This window comes from Pseudomonas sp. C7.1, assembly GCF_056312395.1.
Map to the genome: position 1 here is coordinate 1993556 of NZ_JBWDTL010000003.1, position 22881 is coordinate 2016436.

Below are 22881 nucleotides of genomic sequence, written 5' to 3' on the forward strand. Positions count from 1 at the left end.
GTTTTCCGCTTTTTTGCAGCGCAGAGCTTATTAGCTGCGGATCAGATGATCGAAGGCGCTCAGGGAGGCCTTGGCCCCCTCGCCCACGGCAATCACGATCTGCTTGTACGGCACCGTGGTCACGTCACCGGCGGCAAACACACCCGGGATATTGGTGGCGCCCTTGGCGTCGACGATGATCTCACCGAAACGCGACAGCTCTACGCTGGCCTTTAGCCAATCCGTGTTAGGCAGCAGGCCGATCTGCACGAAGATGCCTTCCAACTCGACGCTGTGCAGCTCCTCGGTGGTGCGGTCCTTGTACACCAGTGCATTGACCTTCTGACCATCGCCTTTGACTTCGGTGGTCTGCGCGCTCTTGATCACCGTGACATTCGGCAGGCTGTAGAGCTTCTTCTGCAGCACGGCGTCGGCACGCAGGGTGTCGGCGAACTCCAGCAGGGTCACGTGCGCCACGATACCGGCAAGGTCAATCGCCGCCTCAACGCCGGAGTTACCGCCGCCGATCACCGCCACGCGCTTACCCTTGAACAGCGGGCCGTCGCAGTGCGGGCAGAAGCACACGCCCTTGGCCTTGTATTCCTGCTCGCCGGGCACTCCCATCTCGCGCCAGCGGGCACCGGTGGAGAGGATCAGGGTCTTGGCCTTGAGGCTCGCGCCATTGTCGAACTTCACCTCATGCAAGCCGCCTTCACTGCTCGCCGGCACCAATGCACTGGCGCGCTGCAGGTTCATGATGTCGACTTCGTATTCACGCACATGCTCTTCAAGGGCGCGTACCAGCTTCGGCCCTTCGGTTTCCTTCACCGAGACAAAGTTCTCGATGGACATGGTATCGAGCACCTGACCGCCAAAACGCTCGGCAGCAATCGCGGTACGAATACCTTTGCGCGCGGCATAAATAGCCGCTGCGGCACCGGCCGGGCCGCCACCGATTACCAGTACATCGAAGGCTTCTTTGGCGCTCATCTTCTCGGCATCACGATTGGCAGAACCGGTATCGATCTTGGCGAGAATTTCCTTCACGTCCATACGGCCGGAGGCAAACACTTCGCCGTTCAGGTAGATGCTCGGCACGGCCATTACCTGGCGACGCTCAACCTCATCCTGGAACAGCGCACCGTCGATGGAGACGTTACGGATATTCGGGTTGAGCACCGCCATCAGGTTCAGCGCCTGAACCACATCCGGGCAGTTCTGGCAGGACAGCGAGTAGTAGGTCTCGAACTCGAAGGAGCCCTCAATACCCTTGATCTGTTCGATGGTCTCGGCATCCAGCTTGGACGGGTGACCACCCACCTGCAGCAGTGCCAATACCAGCGAGGTGAACTCGTGGCCCATGGGAATGCCGGCGAAGGTCAGGCCGATGTTCGCACCGGGGCGGTTAAGCGAGAACGACGGACGGCGAGCGTCACTGCCATCGGTCTTCAGGGTGATCTTGTCGGTCAGGCCGACGATGCTTTGCAGCAGCTCAAGCAGCTCCTGGGATTTCGCACTGTCATCGAGGGACGCGACGATCTCGAACGGCAGGGTGACCTTTTCCAGGTAGGCCTTCAATTGAGCTTTAAGCGTGGCGTCCAACATGATTCAGGTATCCTTTTTAACGAAATTCAGACACAAAAACGCCCGGGCGGATCGCGCCCGGGCGTCCGGCACTGAAGGGCTGGGTAACAGCCTTAGCGCGTCTAGCAGAAAACGGAGTGGAAAGCTTCGCGAGCGAAAGGCTGGCAAGGCGGGATCAGGCGAAGAAGCGGAGTGTACGACTGTACATGAGCATTCCGAGCCTGACCCCAACGCCGCCAGCGTGAGCGCAGCAGCTTTACGACCGTTTTTAAATCTTGCCAACCAGGTCCAGGGAAGGAGCCAAAGTCTTCTCGCCTTCTTTCCACTTGGCTGGGCACACTTCGCCTGGGTGAGCAGCGGTGTACTGAGCAGCTTTCAGCTTGCGCAGGGTTTCCGATACGTCACGGGCGATTTCGTTGGAGTGGATTTCAACGGTCTTGATCACGCCTTCCGGGTTGATCAGGAAGGTGCCACGCAGGGCCAGACCTTCTTCTTCGATGTGCACACCGAAAGCACGGGTCAGGGCGTGAGTCGGATCACCGATCAGCGGGAACTGCGCCTTGCCTACAGCAGGCGAAGTTTCATGCCAGACCTTGTGGGAGAAATGGGTGTCGGTGGTGACGATGTAAACTTCGGTGCCGGCCTCGCGGAACGCTGGGTAGTTGTTGGCAGCGTCTTCGATCTCAGTCGGGCAGTTGAAGGTGAACGCAGCGGGCATAAAGATCAGTACCGACCACTGGCCTTTCAGGGACTGCTCGGTCACTTCGATGAATTTGCCGTTGTGGAAAGCGTTGGCCTTGAACGGTTGAACTTGGGTGTTGATGAGATTCATCTCTGATTCCTTTTGAGGGTTAGAAATTTACGAGGCCCATTTTAGCCCCATAATCGAAAAAAGCTTATTGATTGCTGCCATCAATCCGATTGAGTAAGTCAATCGAACGTCATGTCAAGCCAATGCCGAATCTATCACCAACACCAGCTTGCCGTTGACCCGATTGCTCGCCAACGCCGCAAAGGCGGCTTCGGCATCTTTGAGCGCATAAGCCTGCTGCAGTTGCGGCTTGAGCCGCCCCTCGGCAAATAGCGGCCAGACAAACTGCTGCACATCGCGCAATAGATCGGCCTTGAACTGTTCATCGCGATTGCGCAGGGTCGAGCCAATCAGCGCAATGCGCTTGCCCAGCACCGCCGCCAGATCCAACTCAGCCTTGCGCCCGCCAAGCAAACCGATGTTGACCCAGCGTCCATCCACTGCCAGCAACTCCAAGTTAAGTGCGGCGTAGCTGCCGCCTACTGGATCGAGAATCACATCGAACGGGGCGAAATCGCGCAACGCCTGCAGCTCTTCCTCACCGCGCAGCACACCGCCTTGAGCACCCAAGCTTTCGCAGTAGGCCAAGCGTTCAGCCGAACCAACGCTGACCCAACATGGGCTGCCAAAGGCTTTGCACAACTGAATAGCCGCCGACCCCACCCCGCTGGCGCCAGCATGCAACAGCACCTTCTGTCCGGGCTTCAGCGCTGCGAGCTGGAACAGATTGAGCCAAGCCGTTGCGTACACCTCGGGCAATACTGCTGCCTCGGCCAGCGTCATGCCCTCCGGGACCGGCAGCGCGTGACGCGCATCGACCACCACTTCTTCGGCCATACCACCGCCACTCAACAGCGCGCAGACCCGGTCACCTACTTTCCAGTCACAACCGGCGCCCACCTCACTAACGATACCGGCACATTCCAGCCCCAGCACCTCACTGGCGCCTGGCGGTGGCGGATACAGCCCGGCACGCTGCAACAAGTCAGCACGATTCAACCCGGCCGCAGCTACACGGATGCGAATTTCCCCTACATCACAGACCGGCGCGGGGTGCTGCGCCCATTCCACACGGCCTTCAACGCCTTGCAATGCCTTCACGCTGCCTCCATAGTGCATTTGAACCGAGCCCGACGCTGACCGCCGGGCTTTTGCATTGCGCCGATGGAACCCGGCGCCCTTAAAGACGGCCTAATATGCGTTATCAACTGCCCACACGTCGAATTAGCATGAAGCGATCCCTACTCAGCGTCACCCTCGCCTTTTCGTTTGCCTTGAGCGCCCTGCCGCTCGCGGCGAAAACCACCAGTGACGATCCCTGGGAATACCTGCAACCTGACCGCGAGCAGGTCATCGCCAGCCTCAACGTCGTGGAATTGTTGAAGCGCCATCACTACAACAAGCCACCGCTGAATGACGAGCGCTCGGAGAAGATCTATCAGGGCTACCTGAAGATGCTCGACCCCTCGCGCAGCTACTTTATTGCCTCCGACATCGCCGAGTTCGATCAATGGCGCACGCGCTTTGACGACCTGCTGAAAAACGGCGACCTGCGACCCGGCTTTGCCATCTACACGCGCCACCTGGAGCGTTTGCAGAGTCGCCTGCAATTCACCCTGAACATGCTCGAAGAAGGCGTCGACAAGATTGATCTCGACAGTGACGAAAGCCTGCTGATCGACCGCGAGAACGCGCCCTGGGTCAAAGATCTTGCCGAGCTTGACGACCTCTGGCGCAAGCGCGTCAAAGATGAAGTACTGCGCCTGAAAATCGCTGGCAAAGAGCCCAAGGCGATTCAAACGCTGCTGACCAAGCGCTACAACAACCAGCTCGCACGGCTCAAGCAGACCCGTGGCGAAGACGTGTTCCAGGCCTATATCAACGCCTTTGCCATGTCCTACGACCCCCACACCACCTACCTTTCCCCGGACAACGCGGAAAATTTCGACATCAATATGAGCCTGTCTCTCGAAGGTATTGGTGCCGTACTGCAAAGCGACAGCGAACACGTCAAGGTCGTACGCCTAGTGCCGGCCGGCCCGGCGGAAAAGAGCAAGCAGATCGCCCCCGCCGACAAGATCATCGGCGTAGCCCAGGGCAGCAAGGAAATGGTCGACGTGATCGGCTGGCGCCTGGATGAAGTGGTCAAGCTGATTCGCGGCCCGAAAGGCTCGCAAGTGCGCCTGGAAGTGATTCCGGCGAGCAATGCACCGAACGACCAAACCAGCAAAGTGGTTTCTATCACCCGTGAAGCGGTCAAGCTGGAAGAGCAGGCCGCGAAGAAATCCATCCTCAACCTTAAGCACGATAACCGTGACTACAAGCTCGGGGTTATCGAGATTCCGGCCTTCTACCTGGACTTCAAGGCTTTCCGTGCTGGCGATCCGAACTACAAAAGCACCACCCGTGACGTCAAACGCCTGCTCACTGAGCTGGAGAAGGAAAACGTCGACGGCGTGGTGATCGACCTGCGCAACAACGGCGGCGGCTCGCTGCAAGAAGCCACCGAACTGACCGGTCTGTTTATCGACCAAGGCCCTACCGTACTGGTGCGTAACAGCGATGGCCGCGTTGATGTACTGGCCGACGAGAACAGCGGCATCTACTACAAAGGCCCGCTGGCCGTGTTAGTCAATCGCCTGTCGGCTTCGGCCTCGGAAATTTTCGCTGGCGCCATGCAGGACTACCACCGCGCACTGATTCTCGGCGGCCAGACCTTCGGCAAAGGCACCGTGCAAACCATCCAGCCGCTCAACCATGGCGAGCTGAAGCTGACCCTGGCCAAGTTCTACCGCGTCTCCGGGCAAAGCACCCAGCACCAGGGCGTGATTCCCGATATCCAGTACCCAGACATCATGGACACCAAGGAAATTGGCGAAAGCGCCCTGCCCGAGGCCATGCCATGGGACAGCATCAAGCCGGCGATCAAGCCGGCGCTGGACCCAATCAAGCCGTTCCTTGCCGAGCTGCAAAGCCGCTTTGAGAACCGCACCGCACAAAACCCGGACTTCACCTTCGCTCGCGAGCGCCTGCAATTGGCACAGAAGCTGATGAAAGAAAATACCGTCAGCCTCAATGAAACCATGCGCCGCGCCCAGAAGACGGATATCGAAGGCCAGCAACTGGCCATCGAGAACAGCCGTCGTAAAGCCAAAGGTGAAGCACTGCTGAACAAACTCAAGGAAGAAGACGAAGACGCACTGCCAGTCGAAGATGAAAAAACCAAGCCGGAAGATGATGCCTATCTCGCCGAAAGCGGGCGCATCCTGCTCGACTACCTCGGCTTGAATACGCGCCTGGCCAAACAGTAAACAGCGCGCATCATCAAAGGGTCATCAATCTGTCGTGAAATGCGGGGACTGGTAGTAATGCCAGTCCCCGTTTTTTTATGCCACAGAGAGCCGCCATGATCGTCACCGAGCAGTTCAGCGCGCTGGACACCATCCTCGCCAATGGCGACCTGCACAGCCTGTTTCAACCAATTTTCTCGCTCTCCGAACGACGCATTCTCGGCTATGAAGCACTCAGTCGCGGCCCGTCCAACAGCGCCCTGCATTCACCGATCAACCTGTTTGCCGTGGCGCGCAGCGCGGGTCGGCTGAGCGAACTGGAGCTGCTCTGCCGCAAGAATGCCTGCCAGCGCTTCAGCCAGCTCAACCTTGAAGGCAAGCTGTTCCTCAACGTCTCGCCGGATTCGCTGATGGAGCCCAAACACCAGCCGGGGCGCACCCTGCAGCTGCTGCAAACCCTGGGCATTCCGCCGAGCCAGGTGGTAATCGAACTGACCGAACAATCACCCACCGACGATTTTGCCCTGCTCGACACCGCCCTGCACCACTACCGCGCCATGGGCTTTTCCATCGCCCTGGATGACCTCGGCGCAGGCTATTCGAGCCTGCGCCTGTGGTCAGAACTGCGCCCGGATTACGTAAAGATCGACCGCCACTTTATCGATGGCATCCACCAGGACGCGGTCAAACGCGAGTTTGTCGGCTCCATCCTGAAAATGGCCAAAGCCTCCCGCGCCCAGGTGATCGCCGAGGGCATCGAACTGCCCGAAGAACTCGCCGTGCTCGCGGAAATGGGCGTCGACCTGATCCAGGGTTACCTGCTCTGTCGCCCGCAGGAGCAGCCGCCGCGTGATGTAGTCAATCTGCTGCCCAACACCACCACCGGCAACACGCTGAGCGAAGAAGCCGGCGACCTGCACGGCCTACTCAATACGCAACAAGCCGTGGCCCTGAGCACACCCACCAGCGCGGTGCTGGAAATGTTTCGCGCCCAGGCCAACCTGAACTCCCTGGCGGTGCTCAACCAAACGCAGCAACCCGTCGGTATCGTGCATCGCCACTCACTGGCCGAAGCCTTGCTCAAGCCCTTCGCCAACGAGTTGTTCGCCCGCAAACCGATCAGCCGGCTGATGAGTGATGATTACCTGGCGGTGGAGTCCAGCCAGTCGCTGCAGCAGGTCAGCCGCCTGCTCACCAGCCGCGCGCGCCAGCGTATCGAGGAAGACTTCATCATCATTGAAGACGGCCGCTATATCGGGCTCGGCCGAGTGATCGACGTGCTCAAGCTGATCACCGAGCTGAAAATTCAGCAGGCTCGCTACGCCAACCCGCTGACCCTGCTGCCGGGCAATGTACCGATCCAGCAGTGCCTGACTCGCTTGCTACAGCAGGCCCGCGAAGCCGTGGTGTGCTATGTGGATATCGACAACTTTAAGCCGTTCAACGACATCTACGGCTACGCCAAAGGCGATGAGGTGCTGCTCAGCCTGGCGCAGTGCCTGAATGATCGGGTCGACCCAACGCGGGACTTTGTTGGCCATATCGGCGGTGATGATTTTCTATTGGTGCTCGGCTCGCAGGACTGGCGCGCGCGACTTAATCGCCTGCTGGAGGACTTCCAGAGCCAGTGCCGGCGCTTTTACCGTGAAGAAGACCTGCATGCAGGCTGCTTTGTCGCCCATGACCGTAACGGTAAACGCCAGGAATATGCGTTGCTGTCCTTGTCTCTGGGGGTGGTGCATGTGCACCCCGAGCAATGCGTACAACTGGATGCCAGCCAGCTGGCGGCGATGGCCTCAGAGGCCAAGCGCCACGCCAAGGCAGTGCCGGGTTACAGCCTGCATATCATCGACACCCAGGCTGATTCGGCGGCCTGATGGCGGGAATTAGATGCTAGATCAGAGGCCGCTGAGGCGATTGGAAAGCGTGGCGAAATGCTCAGCCTGCGCTGCATCGACGGCAACACCTGCAGCCCCGTTGCGGTACAACTCAGCCAAGCGATAGGCAGCAGCCGGGTGGCCTGCCTGCGCGGCTAGTGTCCACCACTCAATGGCCTTCAGCGCATCCGCCGCCTGCTGGGTATCACCGGACAGGCTCAAAACGCCGAGCTGATAAGCAGCCTTGGCATCGCCGGCCTTAGCTGCCAAATCGAGCAAACGCCGACCTTCATTGCGCGCACCGAGGCCCTGACCGCGAAACAGCAGGATATGCCCGTAGAAGCTTTGCGCCTGGCGATCACCGCGCTTGGCCATACGGGCGAACTGCCCTTCCAGCCAGCGCCAGGCTCGCGGTTGCTTAACCAGCCAGGCCCAGTGGAACAGGCGGCGCGCCAGCAGGTAGCCGATACGCGCACGCAGCGCGCCGAACATCAGGTGCCTTCCGGGTAGCTGAACTCGAATACGCGGGCCACTTCGGCCGCATGCCAGGAGGCTGCGGCGATACCATCGGAAGCCCCCGTAAAGCGCCCCAAGCGGCTGACACACTCAAAGAAACCGGTGCGCGGCAAACGGCTGGCACCCTGACTGATCACCAACGCACTGCGCAGCGGGCGCTCGGCGCGTGCATCCAGTGCAGCCAGGTGCTCCAGTGCGGCGGCCAACGTCTGCATGGCCGGACTAGGTAGGGCCAGGCGCTCAATCAGTGCGCGATAAGTCAGCAAGTGGCGCTGACGCTGGGCATCTTCAAGCTCACCGAGCAATGCCTGCCAATGCTGTCGACTGATGCTAACGCTCAAGGCTGCGCCTCCCATCCATCGACCCCAAGATGCCAGGCCAGTGCGCGCTGGATAGCAGCGTCCGGTTGGCGCTCACCGCTCTCGATCATTCCCAGGTAATGCGGGCTGATGCCGACATTGCGTGCCAACTGTTCGGCACTTATGTCCTTAGCCTCGCGCAGGCCCTTTAGCTGACTCAGGGCCGGCTTGCTGACATCAACCTCCGCCGTGGCCACAGCAGCAACGTGAGGTGCGCGCCCGGCGGCCTGCAGCAAGGCCTGGTACTGCGCCCAGGGCAGCACCGCGTACTCCGGCTGACCATCGCGCTCGATCACTTGCACATTCATCTGTAAATCTCCATGCAGAGCACTTCCATCACTCTCAGCAACTCCAGAACAGGCGGCCATCTTAGCAGCCCAGCACGATAAAGAGCGTGATCTATACTGCTCCCAAATTATTGAGCGGCACGTGGGGACATGCTGTGCGCACACTGATAGCAATGCTGCTAATCGGCTGTAGTGGCTGGGCCTGCGCAGACGAACTGCGCTGGGGCTTCGCCCCGGCTGACGGGATGCCCTATGTCGATGTGCACGAGCAGCAACTACGCGGTGGTTTTATCCACAAGCTGGGCCAGTTGACCAGCCAGCAACTGGGCTTTGAGGCCGTATTTATCGAAACGCCGAACAAGCGTATCGATGAATTTATGCAGCGCGGACGCATCCATGTGATCTGCAACAGCAACCCGCAATGGATGGACAAACCCGAGCGCTATCACTGGTCTGCACCGCTCTACAGTGAAGAAGACGTGCTGCTACTACACCGCCAGCACGCGCCGATCACCAGCCTGTACGATCTTCACGGCAAAACCCTCGGCACGCAATTGGGTTATGTCTACAAAAGCGAACTGATGGAGGCATTCGCCAAGCAGCAAATCATCCGCCAGGATTTGCGCGATCATAGCGCTGGGCTTAACTTGCTACGCAAACAACGCCTGGACGCGATCATCGATATGCGCAGGCCAATGAACTTCAAACTGGCGAAACGTCCGGGTGCGCCGCTGCAGATCAACCCCTGGGTAATTGATCGCTACGACATGCACTGCATCTACAGCCCACAATTACCCGTCGACGCTGAACGACTGGACAAAACCCTGCAGCAATTGCGCGACCAAGGCCTGATTGAGCAGATGCTCAACGAAATCTGAATTGTCGCCCAACTACTCCACGCTACCCTGTAACGGTGCCAGCGACTCATCCAACTCTGGCAGCCGCTCAACAACTCGCAGCACCTCCGGAGCCTGCGCCGCTCGCCACTGCTGAAACGCCGCAAGCTCTTCCTGCCAGGTACGTAGCACCCAGGCCAGCACAGCCAGGTCATCAACCAGACCAATGCCAAACAACCAGTCCGGTATGGCATCGATCGGCGTAACGAAGTACAGCAAGGCCGCCACCACCGCCAGTAACGCTCGGGAATCGATTGCCCGATACTCACCGCGCCACCAGGCTAGGCAAAGCGCCTGCAGCAACTTCAGTTGATCGGTCAATTCGGCAAAGCCTTTGCCCAGTTTTTCACGCTTTCGTGCGACCGATAACAGCAATGCAGGTAACCGTCCGGCCTTAAGGAAACGCTTGGCTAAAAACTGGTAACGCGCGAAATTTTTCGGTGTTTTCATCGCCCTCTCCCGGCAACCCCGCGTGCCCGCAGGGCTGGCCATGGTTATCCACTAAAGCTGTGGATAACCTTGTGAACAGTTTCTCGATAACCCTGGCAAACGCCCGGCCCATGCGGCCTCGCCACAGATCGGACATTTTTTGCCCACACAGTAAAAAATCATATAAATCAACAAGTTAAAAATGGCAAAGGGTTTCTTCAAGAGAGTTACGCTAACCCGTCACGGTCAACCTAGTAAATGTGCATAACCGTAACACCACACTCGCTATGCAGGCCCTTTAAGACTCTCTAGTCAAGCGAAAAGTGCAAATTGTGACCCGCAGAAACGGCAACGCCCCGTCGAGACGGGGCGCTGCATGAAACGCTAGAAATTACTCTTGAGCGGCAGCGTCAGCGGCTGCATCTTTGATCGCAATCAGCTCCAGATCAAACACCAGCACCGAGTTGGCTGGAATCGCCGGAGTCGGGCTCTGCTCGCCGTACGCCAGCTCGCTTGGAATGTAGAGTTTGTACTTCTCGCCAACGTGCATCAGTTGCAGGGCTTCAACCCAACCTGGGATCACGCCGTTAACCGGCAGGTCAATCGGGCTGCCACGCTCAACCGAGCTATCGAACACACTGCCATCGGTCAGCTTGCCTTCGTAATGAACAGTCACCACGTCGGTGGCTTTCGGCTGAGCGCCATCAGCTTTCTTCACGACTTCGTATTGCAAGCCGGATTCAGTGGTGACCACGCCATCACGCTTGGCGTTGTCTTCGAGGAACTTCTTGCCGGCTTTGGCCGACTCTTCGTTCAGCGCAACCATGCGCTCTTCGGCACGCTTCTGCAGGAAGGCAAAGGCTTCGATCAGCTCTTCGTCTTTTAGGCGCTGCTCTTTCTTACCAATGGCGTCTTCGATGCCTTGGGCAACGGCGTCGGAATCCAGGTCATCCATGCCTTCCTGAGCCAGGCTCTTACCCATGTTCAGACCGATGCCGTACGACGCTTTCTGCGCTGGGGTTTCCAAGGCGATTTCGCTGGTTTGCGAATCGCAACCTGCGAGAACCAACCCTACCAGGGCGACCGCCGCCGCTAAACGATGCTGTTTCATGCTTGTTCCTTGTCCGGTGCGCCCTAGGGCTAATGGTGTGAATGGGCGAGCTTAGCAGGCTGCCGCGATCACTGGCTACCGTGTTAGGAGGCAGAAAATGCGTATAAGTTCAGATGTTTAGCGGATTATTCAGAAAGGATTTTGCGAGGAAAGCGATGTGTCACAGAGGGGATGAAGCGAGGAAAAAATGGCGCAGCGGACGGGACTCGAACCCGCGACCCCCGGCGTGACAGGCCGGTATTCTAACCGACTGAACTACCGCTGCGCGTAACTTCAAAAAGCGAGTTGGTGGGTGATGACGGGATCGAACCGCCGACCCTCTGCTTGTAAGGCAGATGCTCTCCCAGCTGAGCTAATCACCCTTCACTCTCGAAGTGGGGCGCATTCTAGAGAGCCATCTGCACCTTGGCAAGCACTGTTTTTAAAATTTTTTATTGATGCAGCAAAGGCTTAGCGCAGGGTTGGCCTGAGATGCCAAGGAGGGGAATAATGCGCGCTTTGCGTTGACGGATACGCCGCGAGAAGCTCCCTGAGCCATACGCCGTACCCGCCTCCCTCATCCGTCGCTGCGCGCCACCTTCTCCCGGCGGGAGAAGGGCATTAGGATGGCGTCGCTTCGCGACTTGTACGTTTATGGAGAGTCACCCCCTTATGTGGTTTCGTAACCTGCTGGTTTATCGCCTCACCCAGGACATCCCGTTTGATGCCGAGGCGCTCGAAACGGCGCTGTCAGCCAAACCGGCCCGCTCGTGCGCCAGCCAGGAACTCAGCACCTACGGTTTTATCGCGCCCTTCGGCAAAGGCGACGATGCGCCGCTGGTGCACGTCAGCGGTGATTTCCTGCTGATCGCCGCACGCAAGGAAGAACGCATCCTGCCCGGCAGCGTGGTGCGCGATGCACTGAAGGACAAGGTCGATGAGATCGAAGCCGAGCAGATGCGTAAGGTCTACAAGAAGGAGCGCGACCAGCTCAAGGACGACATCGTGCAGACCTTCCTGCCACGCGCCTTTATCCGCAAATCCGCTACTTTCGCCGCCATCGCGCCCAAGCAGGGCCTGATCCTGGTCGACTCGGCCAGCGCCAAACGCGCCGAAGACCTGCTGTCGACCCTGCGTGAAGCCATCGGCTCGCTGCCAGTACGCCCATTGACCGTGAAGATCGCGCCAAGCGCCACCCTCACCGACTGGGTCAAAGTTCAGCAAGCCGCACCAGACTTCCATGTGCTCGATGAGTGCGAACTGCGCGACACCCACGAAGACGGCGGCGTCGTGCGCTGCAAGCGCCAGGACCTGACCAGCGATGAAATCCAGCTGCACATGACCGCCGGCAAGCAGGTGACTCAACTGTCCCTGGCCTGGCAGGACAAGCTGTCCTTCGTGCTCGACGACAAGCTGGTGGTCAAGCGCCTGCGCTTCGAAGACCTGCTGCAAGATCAGGCCGAACAGGACGGTGGCGACGACGACCTCGGCCAGCAGGACGCCAGCTTTACGCTGATGATGCTGACCCTGGTGGACTTCCTCCCGGCGCTGTTCGAAGCCCTGGGCGGCGAAGAGACTCCCCAGGGGATCTAAACCACTGCACAGCCGTAGAGGAACCAAAGAAACAGCCCACTGGTCCTCTGCGGCTTGCCCTGACCCTGCCAATGTGCAAAATACTGCACAGCGTGAGGACGACCTCACCACTGCGCACGTGATTACCTCGGGACGACCCTCTATCTGTAATAGGAGGTTTTTATGTCCTGGATCATTCTGCTGCTGGCTGGCCTGTTTGAGGTTGGCTGGGCTGTCGGCCTGAAATACACCGACGGTTTTACCCGCCCTCTCCCCACCCTCCTGACTGTTGCGGCGATCATCGTCAGCCTGGCATTGCTCGGCCTGGCCATGAAGGAATTGCCCCTGGGCACCGCCTATGCAATCTGGACCGGTGTCGGCGCCGTGGGTACGGTGATTGCCGGCATCATGCTGTTTGGCGAGGCCGTGACGCTGCTGCGTATAGCCAGCGTGGCACTGATCGTCTGCGGGCTGGTGGGCCTCAAGCTGAGTCACTAGCAGCCGCGCGGTGTCTCCGTAGGAGCGTGGGGGACGCCTAGTTCCATGCCCGCGATAGCGGTTCGCGGGCATGGCCCGCTCCTACCCACCGTATGCACCGCTGCATCCTCAGCGCCACTCCCCGCGCAGCTCCGCCACCCGGGCCTGCAATAGCTCGCGCTTGACCAGCTCGGGCGCTACCGGCGTACCGGCTACCAGGGTGATGCGCGACCACAGGCGTTTGAACAAGCCCTTGTGCGGATCACGGCTGAAAAAGCTACCCCACAAGCCCTGCAGCGCCATGGGAATCACCGGCACCGGGTTGGCTTCGACGATGCGCTCGATGCCGTTCTTGAACTCATTCAGCTCGCCATCGGTGGTCAGTTTGCCTTCCGGGAAGATGCACACCACTTCGCCATTGCGCAGGTATTCGGCGATTTTCTTGAACGCTGCGTCATAGATCAGCAGGTCTTCATTGCGCCCGGCAATCGGCACGGTGCCGGCGGTGCGGAAGATAAAATTGAGCACCGGCAGGTTGTAGATCTTGTAGTACATGACAAAACGCACCGGCCTGCGCACCGCGCCGCCGATCAGCAACGCATCGACAAACGACACGTGGTTGCACACCAGCACCGCCGAACCTTCATCCGGAATCGCCTCCAGCCCCTTGTGCTCAACCCGGTACATCGAGTGGCTGAGCAGCCAGATCATAAAGCGCATGCTGAATTCGGGGACGATCTTGAAGATGTAGCTGTTGACCGCGATGTTCATCAGCGAAATGGTCAGAAACAGCTGCGGAATCGACAGCTCGGCAACGCTGAGAAAGAGGATCGAGACAATCGCCGAAATCACCATAAACAGCGCATTAAGGATGTTGTTGGCCGCGATCACCCGCGCCCGCTCATGCTCCACGGTGCGCGACTGGATCAGCGCATACAGCGGCACGATATAAAAACCGCCAAACAGACCGATACCGAGGATCGAGCCAAGAATCCACCAGGCCTGGTCAATGCTCAGCACCGCCAGCCAGTCATGCGCCACCGCCGCCTCGGGGAAACCGCCGGAAAACCACCACAGCAGAATGCCAAACAGGGTCAGGCCGATCGAGCCGAACGGCACAAGGCCGATTTCCACTTTGTGCCCACTCATGCGCTCGCAGAGCATCGAACCCAACGCAATGCCCACCGAGAACACGGTCAGAATCAGCGTCACCACGCTTTCATCGCCGTACAGCCATTCTTTGGCATAGGCCGGAATCTGCGTCAGGTATACCGCGCCGAGAAACCAGAACCAGGAGTTACCCACCAGCGAGCGCGATACCGCCGGACGCTGGCCCAGGCCGAGTTTCATGATTAACCAGGACTGGCGCGGGATGTTCCAATCCAGCTTGAGCTGCGGCATCGCCGCTGATGCGGTGGGAATACTGCGACTGGCCAGATAACCCAGCACCGCCACCAGCACCACACAGGCCGCGACAATATGCGCGTAACCGCTGCTGGCCATAATGATGCCCGCACCAATGGTGCCGGCGAGAATGGCCAAAAACGTGCCCATTTCCACCAGCGCGTTGCCGCCTACCAGCTCCTCCTCACGCAGGTGCTGCGGCAGGATCGAATATTTAACCGGGCCGAACAGCGCCGACTGGGTGCCCATGGCAAACAGCACCGCGAGCATCATGGGCAGGTTGCCGAGCAGCACCCCGACAGCGCCGAGCAGCATGATCACGATCTCGGCGAACTTGATCTTACGGATCAGCGAGTCCTTGGCGAACTTCTCACCAAACTGGCCGCCAAGGGCCGAGAACAGGAAGAACGGCAGGATAAACAGCAGGGCGCAGAGGTTGATCAGCAAGGCCTTATCGGCCCCGGAGCTGATCTTGAACAGAATGGCGAGAATCAGTGATTGCTTGAAGATGTTGTCGTTGAAAGCACCCAGCAGCTGGGTGATAAAAAACGGCAAAAAGCGCTTTTTACCCAGCAATGCGAATTGTGATTGTTCGGTCATCGTCCGTGTACCTGTCTGCAGTGGCCAAGCGGGTTGTCAGGCATTTGACTGCAAGAACACCTCACAAAGCCACAGCGAAACATGCCTTTTGCTGCATTTTCTACAAATGCAGGCGGCAAATAACCCTGCTTACAAGGGCAATTGCCCCAATAACCAGCGCACTATAAAGAACACCAGCAAACCGCCGCCAATGGTAGCCAACAGATGCCGGGTCAGCGCAGCAATGGCAATGGTCGCAAGGCCCGCCAGCAGGTAGGCATTGTCCAGGCTGAACGCCCACTGCTGGCCATCGGGAATCAGCATGCCCGGCAGCACGATGGCGCTCAATACAGCGGTCGGCACGTAATGCAGGCCCTGACGCACCAGCGGCGGGAAACGCAGCTCGGGAAAGGCAAACAGGCTGTAGCGAATCGCAAAAGTGATCAGTGCCATACCGAGAATCAGCAGCCAGATAGCCATCACGCGCCCTCCCCGACAGTCACCGGTGTTTTACCGCGCTCCAGCCATACGCCGACTGTAATGCCGCTGAGGGCAGCCGCCATCAGCCCCAACTTGTACGGCCAGGCATGACACAGCAGCGCCACCGCGCCGGCCACCAGAGCCGCAGCAATCTGCGGTTGGTTGCGCAATGCTGGCACCACGATGCCGATAAAGGTCGCCAGCATGGCGAAATCCAACCCCCAGCCTGCGAGGTTAGGCACACTCTGGCCAAACAACGCACCGACCAGCGAGCTGGATACCCAGGACAGATAAAGCGCCAATGCCACGCCAGCGTGATACCACTGGCCATGCTCAGTCATACCGCGAGCCAGGTAACGGCGCTGCACCACGGCAAAAGTTTCATCGGTCAAACCGAACGCCAACGGCACCCGCCAGCGCTGTGACAAGCGCCCGACATAAGGCTGCAGCGCCGCGCTGTAAAGCACATGGCGCAGGTTGACCACCAGCGTGGTGAGCAGAATCACCACCGCACCGCTGCCCAGGGTCAGCAAACTGATGGCAATAAACTGTGCCGAGCCGGCATACACCAGCAAGGACATACCCACCGCCTGCCCCAGGCTAAGCCCGGCCAGGCTGGCCAGCGCGCCGTAGATCAGACCAAACGGTAGGATGCCGACGATCATCGGGATACTGTCGCGAACTCCATAAAAAAACTGCTGCATACGGCTCATGTGCCCTCCTTTGCTGCATAGCCTGCCGCATCGCGATCACAGCGTCTTGCACAATCTTGCGTATCAACACAGCCACAGACTGACTTGCCGCAATACGCGCCACTGCTCACTGACTAAACTGCCAACACCTTTCACTCAGGATGCCCCCATGCCGGAAGCCCTCGACACCCTGCTGAATTTCGCCAGCGCCCTGGCCGCCGGCCTATTGATTGGTGCCGAGCGAGGCTGGCAGGGGCGTAATACCGAGGATAGCCAGTTGGTTGCGGGAATCCGCACCTTCGCCCTGAGCAGCCTGCTCGGCGCTTTTGCCATGCTGCTCGGTGAGCACTTCGGCGTAGTCGCCTGGGCAGTAATCTTCAGTGGCTTTGCCCTCTTGGTGGTGGCCTCCTACTTTGGCGAGTTGCAGCGTCTGGGCGACCTGGGCCTGACCAGTGAAGTGGCGCTGTTGATCACCTTCCTACTCGGCAGCCTGGCCATGGCTGGTTATGCCGGGCTGGCGGCGGCCGGCGCGGTGGCGGTTGCGCTGTTGCTGAGCCTCAAACAATCACTGCACGGCGCCCTGCAGCGGCTTAGCGAGGCGGAACTGTCCGGTGCGCTGAAGCTGCTATTTATTTCCCTGGTCATGCTGCCGGCGCTGCCCAACCAGGGCTACGGCCCCTGGCAAGCATTCAACCCCTACGCCATCTGGTGGATGGTGGTACTGATCGCCAGCATCGGCTTTGCCGCCTATGTGGCGATTCGCCTGGTAGGGATGCGCCACGGTTTATTGATTACCGCACTGCTGGGCGGCGTGGTGTCGTCCACCGCCATGACCGTGACCCTTGCGCGTTTGGCCCAAGGACGCAACCTGCAGGCGATTCTGGCCTGCGGCCTGCTCGCCACCTCGGCGCTGATGTTTCCAAGGGTGTTGCTGGAGGTCGGTCTGGTCAACGCCAGCCTGCTGCCGCAACTGGCCTGGCCCTTGGGCATCGCCACTCTGGTATACACCGGCGGCGCGCTGCTGTACTTCCGCCGCGCCGGCACCGAGAGTGAAGAACAGGCCGAGCCGCCGCTAAAAAACCCTTTCGAGCTGGGGCCCGCGCTGCGTTTTGCCGCGTTACTGGCGTTGATCCTGCTGCTGGTCGAAGCCGCACAGCACTGGCTCGGCGATGTCGGTGTCTACCTGGTGGCGCTGCTCTCGGGGCTGGCCGATGTCGATGCCATCACCCTGTCGCTGGCCCGCAGCGCCAAGGGCGAACTGGATGCCCAGGTGGCGGTACAGGGGATATTTCTCGCCGCACTAAGCAACAGCCTGGTCAAAGGCTTTCTGGTCGCGCTGATCGGCGGCCGCAAGCTGGCGCTGATGACCCTGCCGGTAATGGCCGCCGGTCTGCTGGCGGGTGCAGCGGTATTACTGCTGTTTTGAATCGCTGGCGCGCTCAACTCGCAGTTGGCCGCCCAACTAAGGGCTGGACTTACCTTGCAATCCCCCGAATCCCGCCTCGGTAAAACAGTGCAACGCCACGTCTCATATGGTTTAAAGCCGAATCAGTAACACCGCGACTGACTCGGCAGATAACCCTGACGCTGGCTAGGCAGATGCGCCCGGAGCATCCAACAATAACCGTGGCATCACATGATGCAACGGCCAGCCATGATACTCCGGAGACACCGCATGCCCATCGACCACGCCGCAATCTTCCAACAAAGCTTAAAGCCACGCGCTCTGCGGCTACGCGCATGAACGCACCAGCAATGCTGCCAAACGATGGGCTGCAAGCCGAGCAGCTGCGGATTCAAGGCGATGGCGTGCAGCTGGCGACCTATCGTTGGGGCAAAACAAACGGCCCAACTCTGCTGCTGGTACATGGTTATCCGGACAACCACGAAATCTGGCTGCCACTGGTGCGCGAGCTGGCAGGCGATTACCAGATCATTGCCTACGACGTGCGTGGCTTTGGGGCATCGGATATTCCGCACAAGCGCCTGGACTATCACCTGGCAAAGCTGGCCAATGACCTGGAAGCCGTGATCAAGACCCTAAGCCCCGACCAGCCGGTACATCTAGTGGCCCATGACTGGGGCTCGATTCAGGCCTGGGAAGCGGTCACCGAACCGCGCATTCAGCCACTGCTAGCGTCCTATACCAGCATCTCCGGCCCCTGCCTGGACCATGTCGGCCACTGGATGCGCGACACACTCAAGCAGAAGACTCCGCGTGCGCTGCTGCAGGTACTCGGGCAACTGCTCAGTTCCTGGTACATCGCCCTGTTTCACACCCCACTGCTGCCCGAGCTGACCTGGCGCCTGGGCCTGGACCGCGCCTGGCCACAGCTGCTGCGCAAGGTCGAAGGGCTGCGTAATGTGCCGATCAGCAGCAGCCAACGCTCCGACGGTGTGCATGGGGTCAAGCTGTACCGCGCCAATTTTATCCGCAGCCTGTTCAGGCCACGCCTGCGTCATACCCAGGTGCCGGTGCAGCTGATCGTGCCGACCCGCGACCGCTTCGTACGGCCGCAGCTGTTTGATCAGCTGCAACATTGGGCGCCCAGGCTGCAACGGCGCGAGGTCAATGCCGGGCATTGGCAACTGCTGGCCGAGCCGCAACAACTGGCCAAGTGGCTGCGTGAGTTCACCGCACACATCCAAGCGGCTGCGCAGACAAGGCCAACAAGCGCGTAAGCCGCAGGAGTGACGGGAAGACCCAGCCCCATGGCCGCGAAATAATCCATCAGCGCGGCTCGCGGGCATGGCCCGCTCCTACGGGGGGCAATAGATGCGTTACTCGCTGGTCTCGTCCAGCACCATCACCCCAGCCGCCTGTTCAAGTAGCTCGGCAGGCAAGCTCTTGCTGGCGCGGGCGCCGAGCAGTTTGAGGTTTTCCACCCGGCTGATGATATTACCGCGCCCGTCACAGAGCTTGTTGCGCGCCCCGGCATAGGCCTTATCGAGTTGCTGCAGGCGCGCGCCCACTTCATCCAGGTCCTGAATAAAAGCGACAAACTTGTCGTACAGCGCCCCGGCGCGCTCGGCGATCTCGCGGGCGTTCTGGCTTTGTCGCTCTTGGCGCCACAGACTGTCGATCACCCGCAAGGTGGCCAGCAGTGTGGTCGGACTGACGATAACGATGTGCTGATCAAAGGCCTCCTGAAACAGGCTAGGATCAGCCTGCAACGCCGCAGCAAAAGCCGCCTCGATCGGCACGAACAGCAGCACGAAATCCAGGCTGTGTAGGCCTTCCAGGCGCTGATAATCCTTGAGCGACAAGCCCTTCAAATGGCTGCGCAGTGACAGCACATGCTGCTTGAGCGCTTGCTGCCGGCTGGCGTCGTCTTCAGCAGCAATATAGTGCTGGTAAGCGGTCAGGCTGACCTTGGCGTCCACCACCACCTGCTTGTCACCGGGTAACTGGATCAGCACATCAGGCTGGAAGCGCTCGCCATCGGCGCTCTTCAAGCTGACCTGGGTCTGGTATTCGCGGCCCTTCTCCAGACCTGCATGCTCCAGCACCCGCTCCAGCACCAGCTCGCCCCAGTTGCCCTGGGTTTTCTGGCCCTTGAGGGCGCGGGTCAGGTTGGTGGCTTCATCGCCCAGGCGCTGGTTGAGCTGTTGCAGGCGCTCCAGCTCCTTGCCCAGGGAAAAGCGCTCGCGGGCTTCCTGCTGATAGCTTTCTTGCACACGTTTTTCGAAGGACTGGATACGCTCCTTGAGCGGGTCAAGCAACTGACCAAGCTGCTGCTGGCTGGTCTCGGCAAAACGCTGCTCGCGCTCATCGAAGATCTTTCCAGCCAGCTCGGCAAACTGCGCGCGCAGCTCATCACGCGAACCTTGCAGGTCGCTCAGGCGCTGTTGATGGCTGTCTTGCTGTTCCTTGAGTTCGGCGCTAAGGGCTGCACGCTGGGCATCCAGGCGGCGGATTTCAGCTTCCTGCTGTTCGCGTTGATTGCCCCAGGCCTGGGCGGCTTCGCGAGCGATCTGCCGCTCCTGTTGCAGCAAATCAGCTTCACGGCGTAGCGCCGCAAGCTCAGCCTGCTGATCGGCCTTGATCTCGCTGATCTCGGCGACCTCATCACGGCAATCATCCAACTGCGCCGCGAGGCCGGTCTGGGCCAGCTGTACGTTACTCAGGCGCTCTTGTAGCAGGCTGCATTCCAGCTGCTGACTGGCCAGGCGGCGCTGCAGCGACCAAGCCATATAAAGAAGGGGAAGTACCGCAGCGGCAAAACCGAGCAGTGCAGGCGCCAACGCGGCGGGCAGATCGATGGGCATAAGCGGCTCCGCTGAAAAGTACTGGCAGTATAACCAGTACCTCTGGCTGCGTCAGAGCTGTTTAAGCAGTTGCTGCGCCTCTAGCGACCCCTGCCCCGCAGCCAGCTCCAGCCAATGGCGAGCCTGCTGCGGTTCTTTGTTGCGCGGTTGGCTATACAGCTGGCCCAGCTCAAGTTGGGCGCCCATATCACCAGCACGAGCGGCCTGGCGCAGCAGCTCAAAGCCTATGCGCCGATCACGGGGGTTACCGCAATCGCGGCAGAGCATTTGCCCCAGTCGGCTCTGCGCCTGAACCACGCCTTGCAAGGCGGGCTGCTTGAGCAGATGGCCAGCAAAGCGTTTGACGCTGGCAGCATGCCCGAGGCGAGGACTGTCCAGTAGCCAAAGCGCCACACGGGTGGGCAGACGAGGGGCAGTGGTTGCAGCGATAGGTAGTCGAGTGATTACGCGAGGCATAAGAAGCAGCGGCAGCCGGGAAGGCGCGCAACTCTACTCCTTTTTTCGCCAAGGTAAAGGCTTGCAAAAAAGCGCCAACCAGCGGTCTAGAGCAAGCGCTCGGGTTAATCCACAGAAGCTGTGGATAACTTCGTGGATAACATGGGAGCAAGCGGCCTCAGCGCCTATGGCGTGGGGCCCAAGGTCAAACTGGTGATTTTTTCACCAGCACAAAAAATCCATATATTTCATTGACTTATAAAATCAATAAAAAGAATCAAGGGTTTACGTCAAGCACTGCATGCAGCTTGACAAGGCGCATCGCAATTGTGCACAAGTCGCTGCGTCACGCCGTCGCACTGCTCTTTTTCAGGGCAAAACACCTTGAAAATGCCGTACCAGCTAAGCCGGGCGCGGCAGGCGGCCATCGACCTGATACGCAGCCAAGCGAAAGACCTTCGGGGTATCCGGCACTTGGGCATTTTTGAAGGCGACATAGTCGTCGGTGGTTTCGCATAACCAGCTCAGCAGGTTGCGCGGGCGTTTTTCGGCCAACGCCGCTGGCACGAACAGCGCAACATTGTTGCCCTTGAGCGGGCAGCGCGCTGAGCGGTATTCGAACGCCTCCACCCCTGCCCTGCGCATGGCTGCGCCCAATGCCTGACAGGCGTGGTAGGCGCTGGCATGACAAAGCTCAGCCTGGAAATCCGTAAACGGCGGGCGCTGCAACTGAATGCCGCGCTCAACCTGGTAGCGCGCTTCGAAGGTGCAATGCTCGGAAAGGATGCGCCCACTCGGCGGCGCGATGCTCATGCCGTCCCAGAGCAGAAAGCGGTAATACGCGGCCTCGGCCATGGCGGTTTCGATACGCAGCGCGCCATAGAACAGGCTCGGCTCATGCACCGAACCAAAACGCGAGCCCCAGCGCAGCGGTGGATAACGGAACGGGGTTTTCAGCAGATAATGCAGCGGTTCGGCACTCTGCGGCAGCGGTGGCTTGCTGGTTTCCAGCAACTCCTCAAGCAGCGCCTGCTCGGCGAGGGTGTCAACCAGCTGCAACGTGGCGACCTGGGCCTGGCTTTCCACCAAACGCACCAGGCGGCCGCGCAATGGCTTGATCTGGGCAGGGCCTTGGCAGTGTTGCCAGATATCCATGGTGGTGTTGTCCTTAACTTTTATTATTGTTGGGTGCCGCCTTGTAGCTTGATATTGAGAAGCTGCTTTAGGGCCTCGCGAGCTAGAGTCATGCAAGGCGCTACGTTAGTAACAGCCTCCGGCTGGTCAAGCGGCGAGGAAGCGGAGTGTACTTTTGTACATGAGCATTCCGAGCCTGCTTTCAACGCAGCAGGGCCGACGCGCAGCAGGTCATAAACAGCTTCTAGCCTTTGCCACGAATCGCATCAAGATATTCAACAACCCTCACCAGCCCCTGAACCTGCAGCATCAGGGACAGAGGCGGCGCATCCAGATGGCGGTTATCGGTGCGCAGAAAATGCTGCATATCCACCAGATTGCCGCCGAACAGGGCAAACAGTGAGCGGTATACGCGAATCAGCAATAGGGCCAGTTCACCGGTCTTGCTATGCACCCGCAGGCCACCTTCGGCCCAGCGCGAGATGGCCGTGCGGTGTACGCCAATGATGTCTGCCAGCTCTTGCTGAGTCAGGCCCAGCTGTTCACGGGTGTTGAGTAGCGCTTTGGCCAGCACCGCATCCGCGTCGGCAACCGGTCGAATCAATGCGCTCATCACGACCTCCTACTTTCACAATGTGTGTTTACAGCAAAGCTATCACTAAATGCTGTAATTACACAGAACAGAATAACCTATGATTGGCAGCTTGCCAGACATGGGTTA

The 22881-nt window shown here is 59.5% G+C and carries 22 protein-coding genes and 2 tRNA genes; 7 read left to right on the plus strand and 17 right to left on the minus strand.

Going from position 1 to position 22881, the window contains the following annotated elements; genetic code table 11:
* Nucleotides 1-30 precede the first annotated feature (30 nt).
* From ahpF to AC0T4W_RS12710, 3 genes are all read right to left on the minus strand, one after another.
* Entirely contained in the window at nt 31-1584 is a 1554-nt protein-coding gene (gene ahpF / locus AC0T4W_RS12700; protein ID WP_476319378.1) for an alkyl hydroperoxide reductase subunit F, read from the minus strand.
* Nucleotides 1585-1831: 247 nt separating this feature from the next.
* Nucleotides 1832-2395, minus strand: coding sequence for an alkyl hydroperoxide reductase subunit C (ahpC, locus tag AC0T4W_RS12705; protein WP_476319381.1), 564 nt, complete (start codon nt 2393-2395; stop codon nt 1832-1834).
* Nucleotides 2396-2509: 114 nt separating this feature from the next.
* Nucleotides 2510-3475, minus strand: coding sequence for an NAD(P)H-quinone oxidoreductase (locus tag AC0T4W_RS12710; RefSeq protein WP_476319383.1), 966 nt, complete (start codon nt 3473-3475; stop codon nt 2510-2512).
* A gap of 128 nt (nt 3476-3603) precedes the next feature.
* On the opposite strand from AC0T4W_RS12710, the gene AC0T4W_RS12715 reads away from it, so the two are divergent.
* Both AC0T4W_RS12715 and AC0T4W_RS12720 read left to right on the plus strand, forming a co-directional pair.
* Entirely contained in the window at nt 3604-5685 is a 2082-nt protein-coding gene (locus tag AC0T4W_RS12715; protein WP_476319385.1) for a carboxy terminal-processing peptidase, read from the plus strand.
* A 95-nt stretch (nt 5686-5780) separates the two neighbouring features.
* A complete protein-coding gene (locus AC0T4W_RS12720) occupies nt 5781-7541 on the plus strand; it encodes a bifunctional diguanylate cyclase/phosphodiesterase (protein WP_476319387.1) in 1761 nt (586 codons plus the stop codon).
* A gap of 21 nt (nt 7542-7562) precedes the next feature.
* On the opposite strand, the gene AC0T4W_RS12725 is transcribed toward AC0T4W_RS12720, so the two are convergent.
* Genes AC0T4W_RS12725 through AC0T4W_RS12735 form a run of 3 tightly spaced genes read right to left on the minus strand, consistent with a single transcriptional unit; the run spans nt 7563 to nt 8724 of the window.
* The gene (locus AC0T4W_RS12725; protein ID WP_476319389.1) at nt 7563-8033 is read right to left on the minus strand and encodes a sel1 repeat family protein; all 471 of its coding nucleotides are present in this window, start codon (nt 8031-8033) and stop codon (nt 7563-7565) included.
* Nucleotides 8033-8398, minus strand: coding sequence for a hypothetical protein (locus tag AC0T4W_RS12730; protein ID WP_476319391.1), 366 nt, complete (start codon nt 8396-8398; stop codon nt 8033-8035). The genes AC0T4W_RS12725 and AC0T4W_RS12730 overlap by 1 nt, the downstream gene beginning before the upstream one ends.
* Nucleotides 8395-8724 carry a helix-turn-helix domain-containing protein gene (locus tag AC0T4W_RS12735; RefSeq protein ID WP_476319393.1) on the minus strand — a complete coding sequence of 110 codons (330 nt, stop codon included), beginning with the start codon at nt 8722-8724 and terminating at the stop codon, nt 8395-8397. The genes AC0T4W_RS12730 and AC0T4W_RS12735 overlap by 4 nt, the downstream gene beginning before the upstream one ends.
* Before the next feature lie 152 nt (nt 8725-8876).
* Here AC0T4W_RS12735 and AC0T4W_RS12740 point away from each other — a divergent pair, with 152 nt between their 5' ends.
* Nucleotides 8877-9581, plus strand: coding sequence for a substrate-binding periplasmic protein (locus AC0T4W_RS12740; RefSeq protein ID WP_476323634.1), 705 nt, complete (start codon nt 8877-8879; stop codon nt 9579-9581).
* 12 nt (nt 9582-9593) lie between these two features.
* Here the strand turns inward: AC0T4W_RS12740 and AC0T4W_RS12745 are convergent, their stop codons facing one another.
* From AC0T4W_RS12745 to AC0T4W_RS12760, 4 genes are all read right to left on the minus strand, one after another.
* Entirely contained in the window at nt 9594-10049 is a 456-nt protein-coding gene (locus tag AC0T4W_RS12745) for a YkvA family protein (RefSeq protein WP_476319395.1), read from the minus strand.
* Nucleotides 10050-10419: 370 nt separating this feature from the next.
* Nucleotides 10420-11139: an FKBP-type peptidyl-prolyl cis-trans isomerase gene (locus tag AC0T4W_RS12750; protein ID WP_476319397.1), complete on the minus strand. Its 720-nt coding sequence runs from the start codon at nt 11137-11139 to the stop codon at nt 10420-10422.
* Nucleotides 11140-11327: 188 nt separating this feature from the next.
* Nucleotides 11328-11404 (minus strand) — tRNA-Asp (locus AC0T4W_RS12755).
* A gap of 21 nt (nt 11405-11425) precedes the next feature.
* Nucleotides 11426-11501: transfer RNA gene (locus AC0T4W_RS12760), tRNA-Val, on the minus strand.
* Nucleotides 11502-11790: 289 nt separating this feature from the next.
* Between AC0T4W_RS12760 and rdgC the strand changes: the two genes are divergently transcribed.
* Nucleotides 11791-12711: a recombination-associated protein RdgC gene (gene rdgC / locus AC0T4W_RS12765; RefSeq protein ID WP_476319399.1), complete on the plus strand. Its 921-nt coding sequence runs from the start codon at nt 11791-11793 to the stop codon at nt 12709-12711.
* Nucleotides 12712-12873: 162 nt separating this feature from the next.
* Nucleotides 12874-13188, plus strand: a complete 315-nt coding sequence (gene sugE, locus AC0T4W_RS12770) for a quaternary ammonium compound efflux SMR transporter SugE (RefSeq protein ID WP_476319401.1) — start codon at nt 12874-12876, stop codon at nt 13186-13188.
* A 108-nt stretch (nt 13189-13296) separates the two neighbouring features.
* On the opposite strand, the gene AC0T4W_RS12775 is transcribed toward sugE, so the two are convergent.
* From AC0T4W_RS12775 to AC0T4W_RS12785, 3 genes are all read right to left on the minus strand, one after another.
* Nucleotides 13297-15171 carry an MFS transporter gene (locus AC0T4W_RS12775; protein ID WP_476319403.1) on the minus strand — a complete coding sequence of 625 codons (1875 nt, stop codon included), beginning with the start codon at nt 15169-15171 and terminating at the stop codon, nt 13297-13299.
* A 129-nt stretch (nt 15172-15300) separates the two neighbouring features.
* On the minus strand, nt 15301-15630 hold the full coding sequence (locus AC0T4W_RS12780; RefSeq protein ID WP_476319405.1) for an AzlD domain-containing protein: 330 nt from the start codon (nt 15628-15630) through the stop codon (nt 15301-15303).
* The gene (locus AC0T4W_RS12785) at nt 15630-16343 is read right to left on the minus strand and encodes an AzlC family ABC transporter permease (protein ID WP_476319407.1); all 714 of its coding nucleotides are present in this window, start codon (nt 16341-16343) and stop codon (nt 15630-15632) included. The genes AC0T4W_RS12780 and AC0T4W_RS12785 overlap by 1 nt, the downstream gene beginning before the upstream one ends.
* Before the next feature lie 148 nt (nt 16344-16491).
* Here AC0T4W_RS12785 and AC0T4W_RS12790 point away from each other — a divergent pair, with 148 nt between their 5' ends.
* Complete coding sequence (locus AC0T4W_RS12790) at nt 16492-17748, plus strand: MgtC/SapB family protein (RefSeq protein ID WP_476319409.1); 1257 nt, start codon at nt 16492-16494, stop codon at nt 17746-17748.
* 314 nt (nt 17749-18062) lie between these two features.
* Nucleotides 18063-19004 carry an alpha/beta fold hydrolase gene (locus AC0T4W_RS12795; RefSeq protein WP_476319411.1) on the plus strand — a complete coding sequence of 314 codons (942 nt, stop codon included), beginning with the start codon at nt 18063-18065 and terminating at the stop codon, nt 19002-19004.
* Between the two features lie 99 nt (nt 19005-19103).
* On the opposite strand, the gene AC0T4W_RS12800 is transcribed toward AC0T4W_RS12795, so the two are convergent.
* The 4 genes from AC0T4W_RS12800 to AC0T4W_RS12815 form a co-directional block, all read right to left on the minus strand.
* Complete coding sequence (locus AC0T4W_RS12800) at nt 19104-20465, minus strand: DNA recombination protein RmuC (protein WP_476323636.1); 1362 nt, start codon at nt 20463-20465, stop codon at nt 19104-19106.
* Between the two features lie 177 nt (nt 20466-20642).
* Nucleotides 20643-21047, minus strand: a complete 405-nt coding sequence (locus AC0T4W_RS12805; RefSeq protein WP_476319413.1) for a tetratricopeptide repeat protein — start codon at nt 21045-21047, stop codon at nt 20643-20645.
* A 381-nt stretch (nt 21048-21428) separates the two neighbouring features.
* The gene (locus AC0T4W_RS12810; protein ID WP_476319415.1) at nt 21429-22181 is read right to left on the minus strand and encodes an RES family NAD+ phosphorylase; all 753 of its coding nucleotides are present in this window, start codon (nt 22179-22181) and stop codon (nt 21429-21431) included.
* Between the two features lie 223 nt (nt 22182-22404).
* Nucleotides 22405-22773: an antitoxin Xre/MbcA/ParS toxin-binding domain-containing protein gene (locus tag AC0T4W_RS12815; protein WP_476319417.1), complete on the minus strand. Its 369-nt coding sequence runs from the start codon at nt 22771-22773 to the stop codon at nt 22405-22407.
* Between the last annotated feature and the right edge of the window lie 108 nt (nt 22774-22881).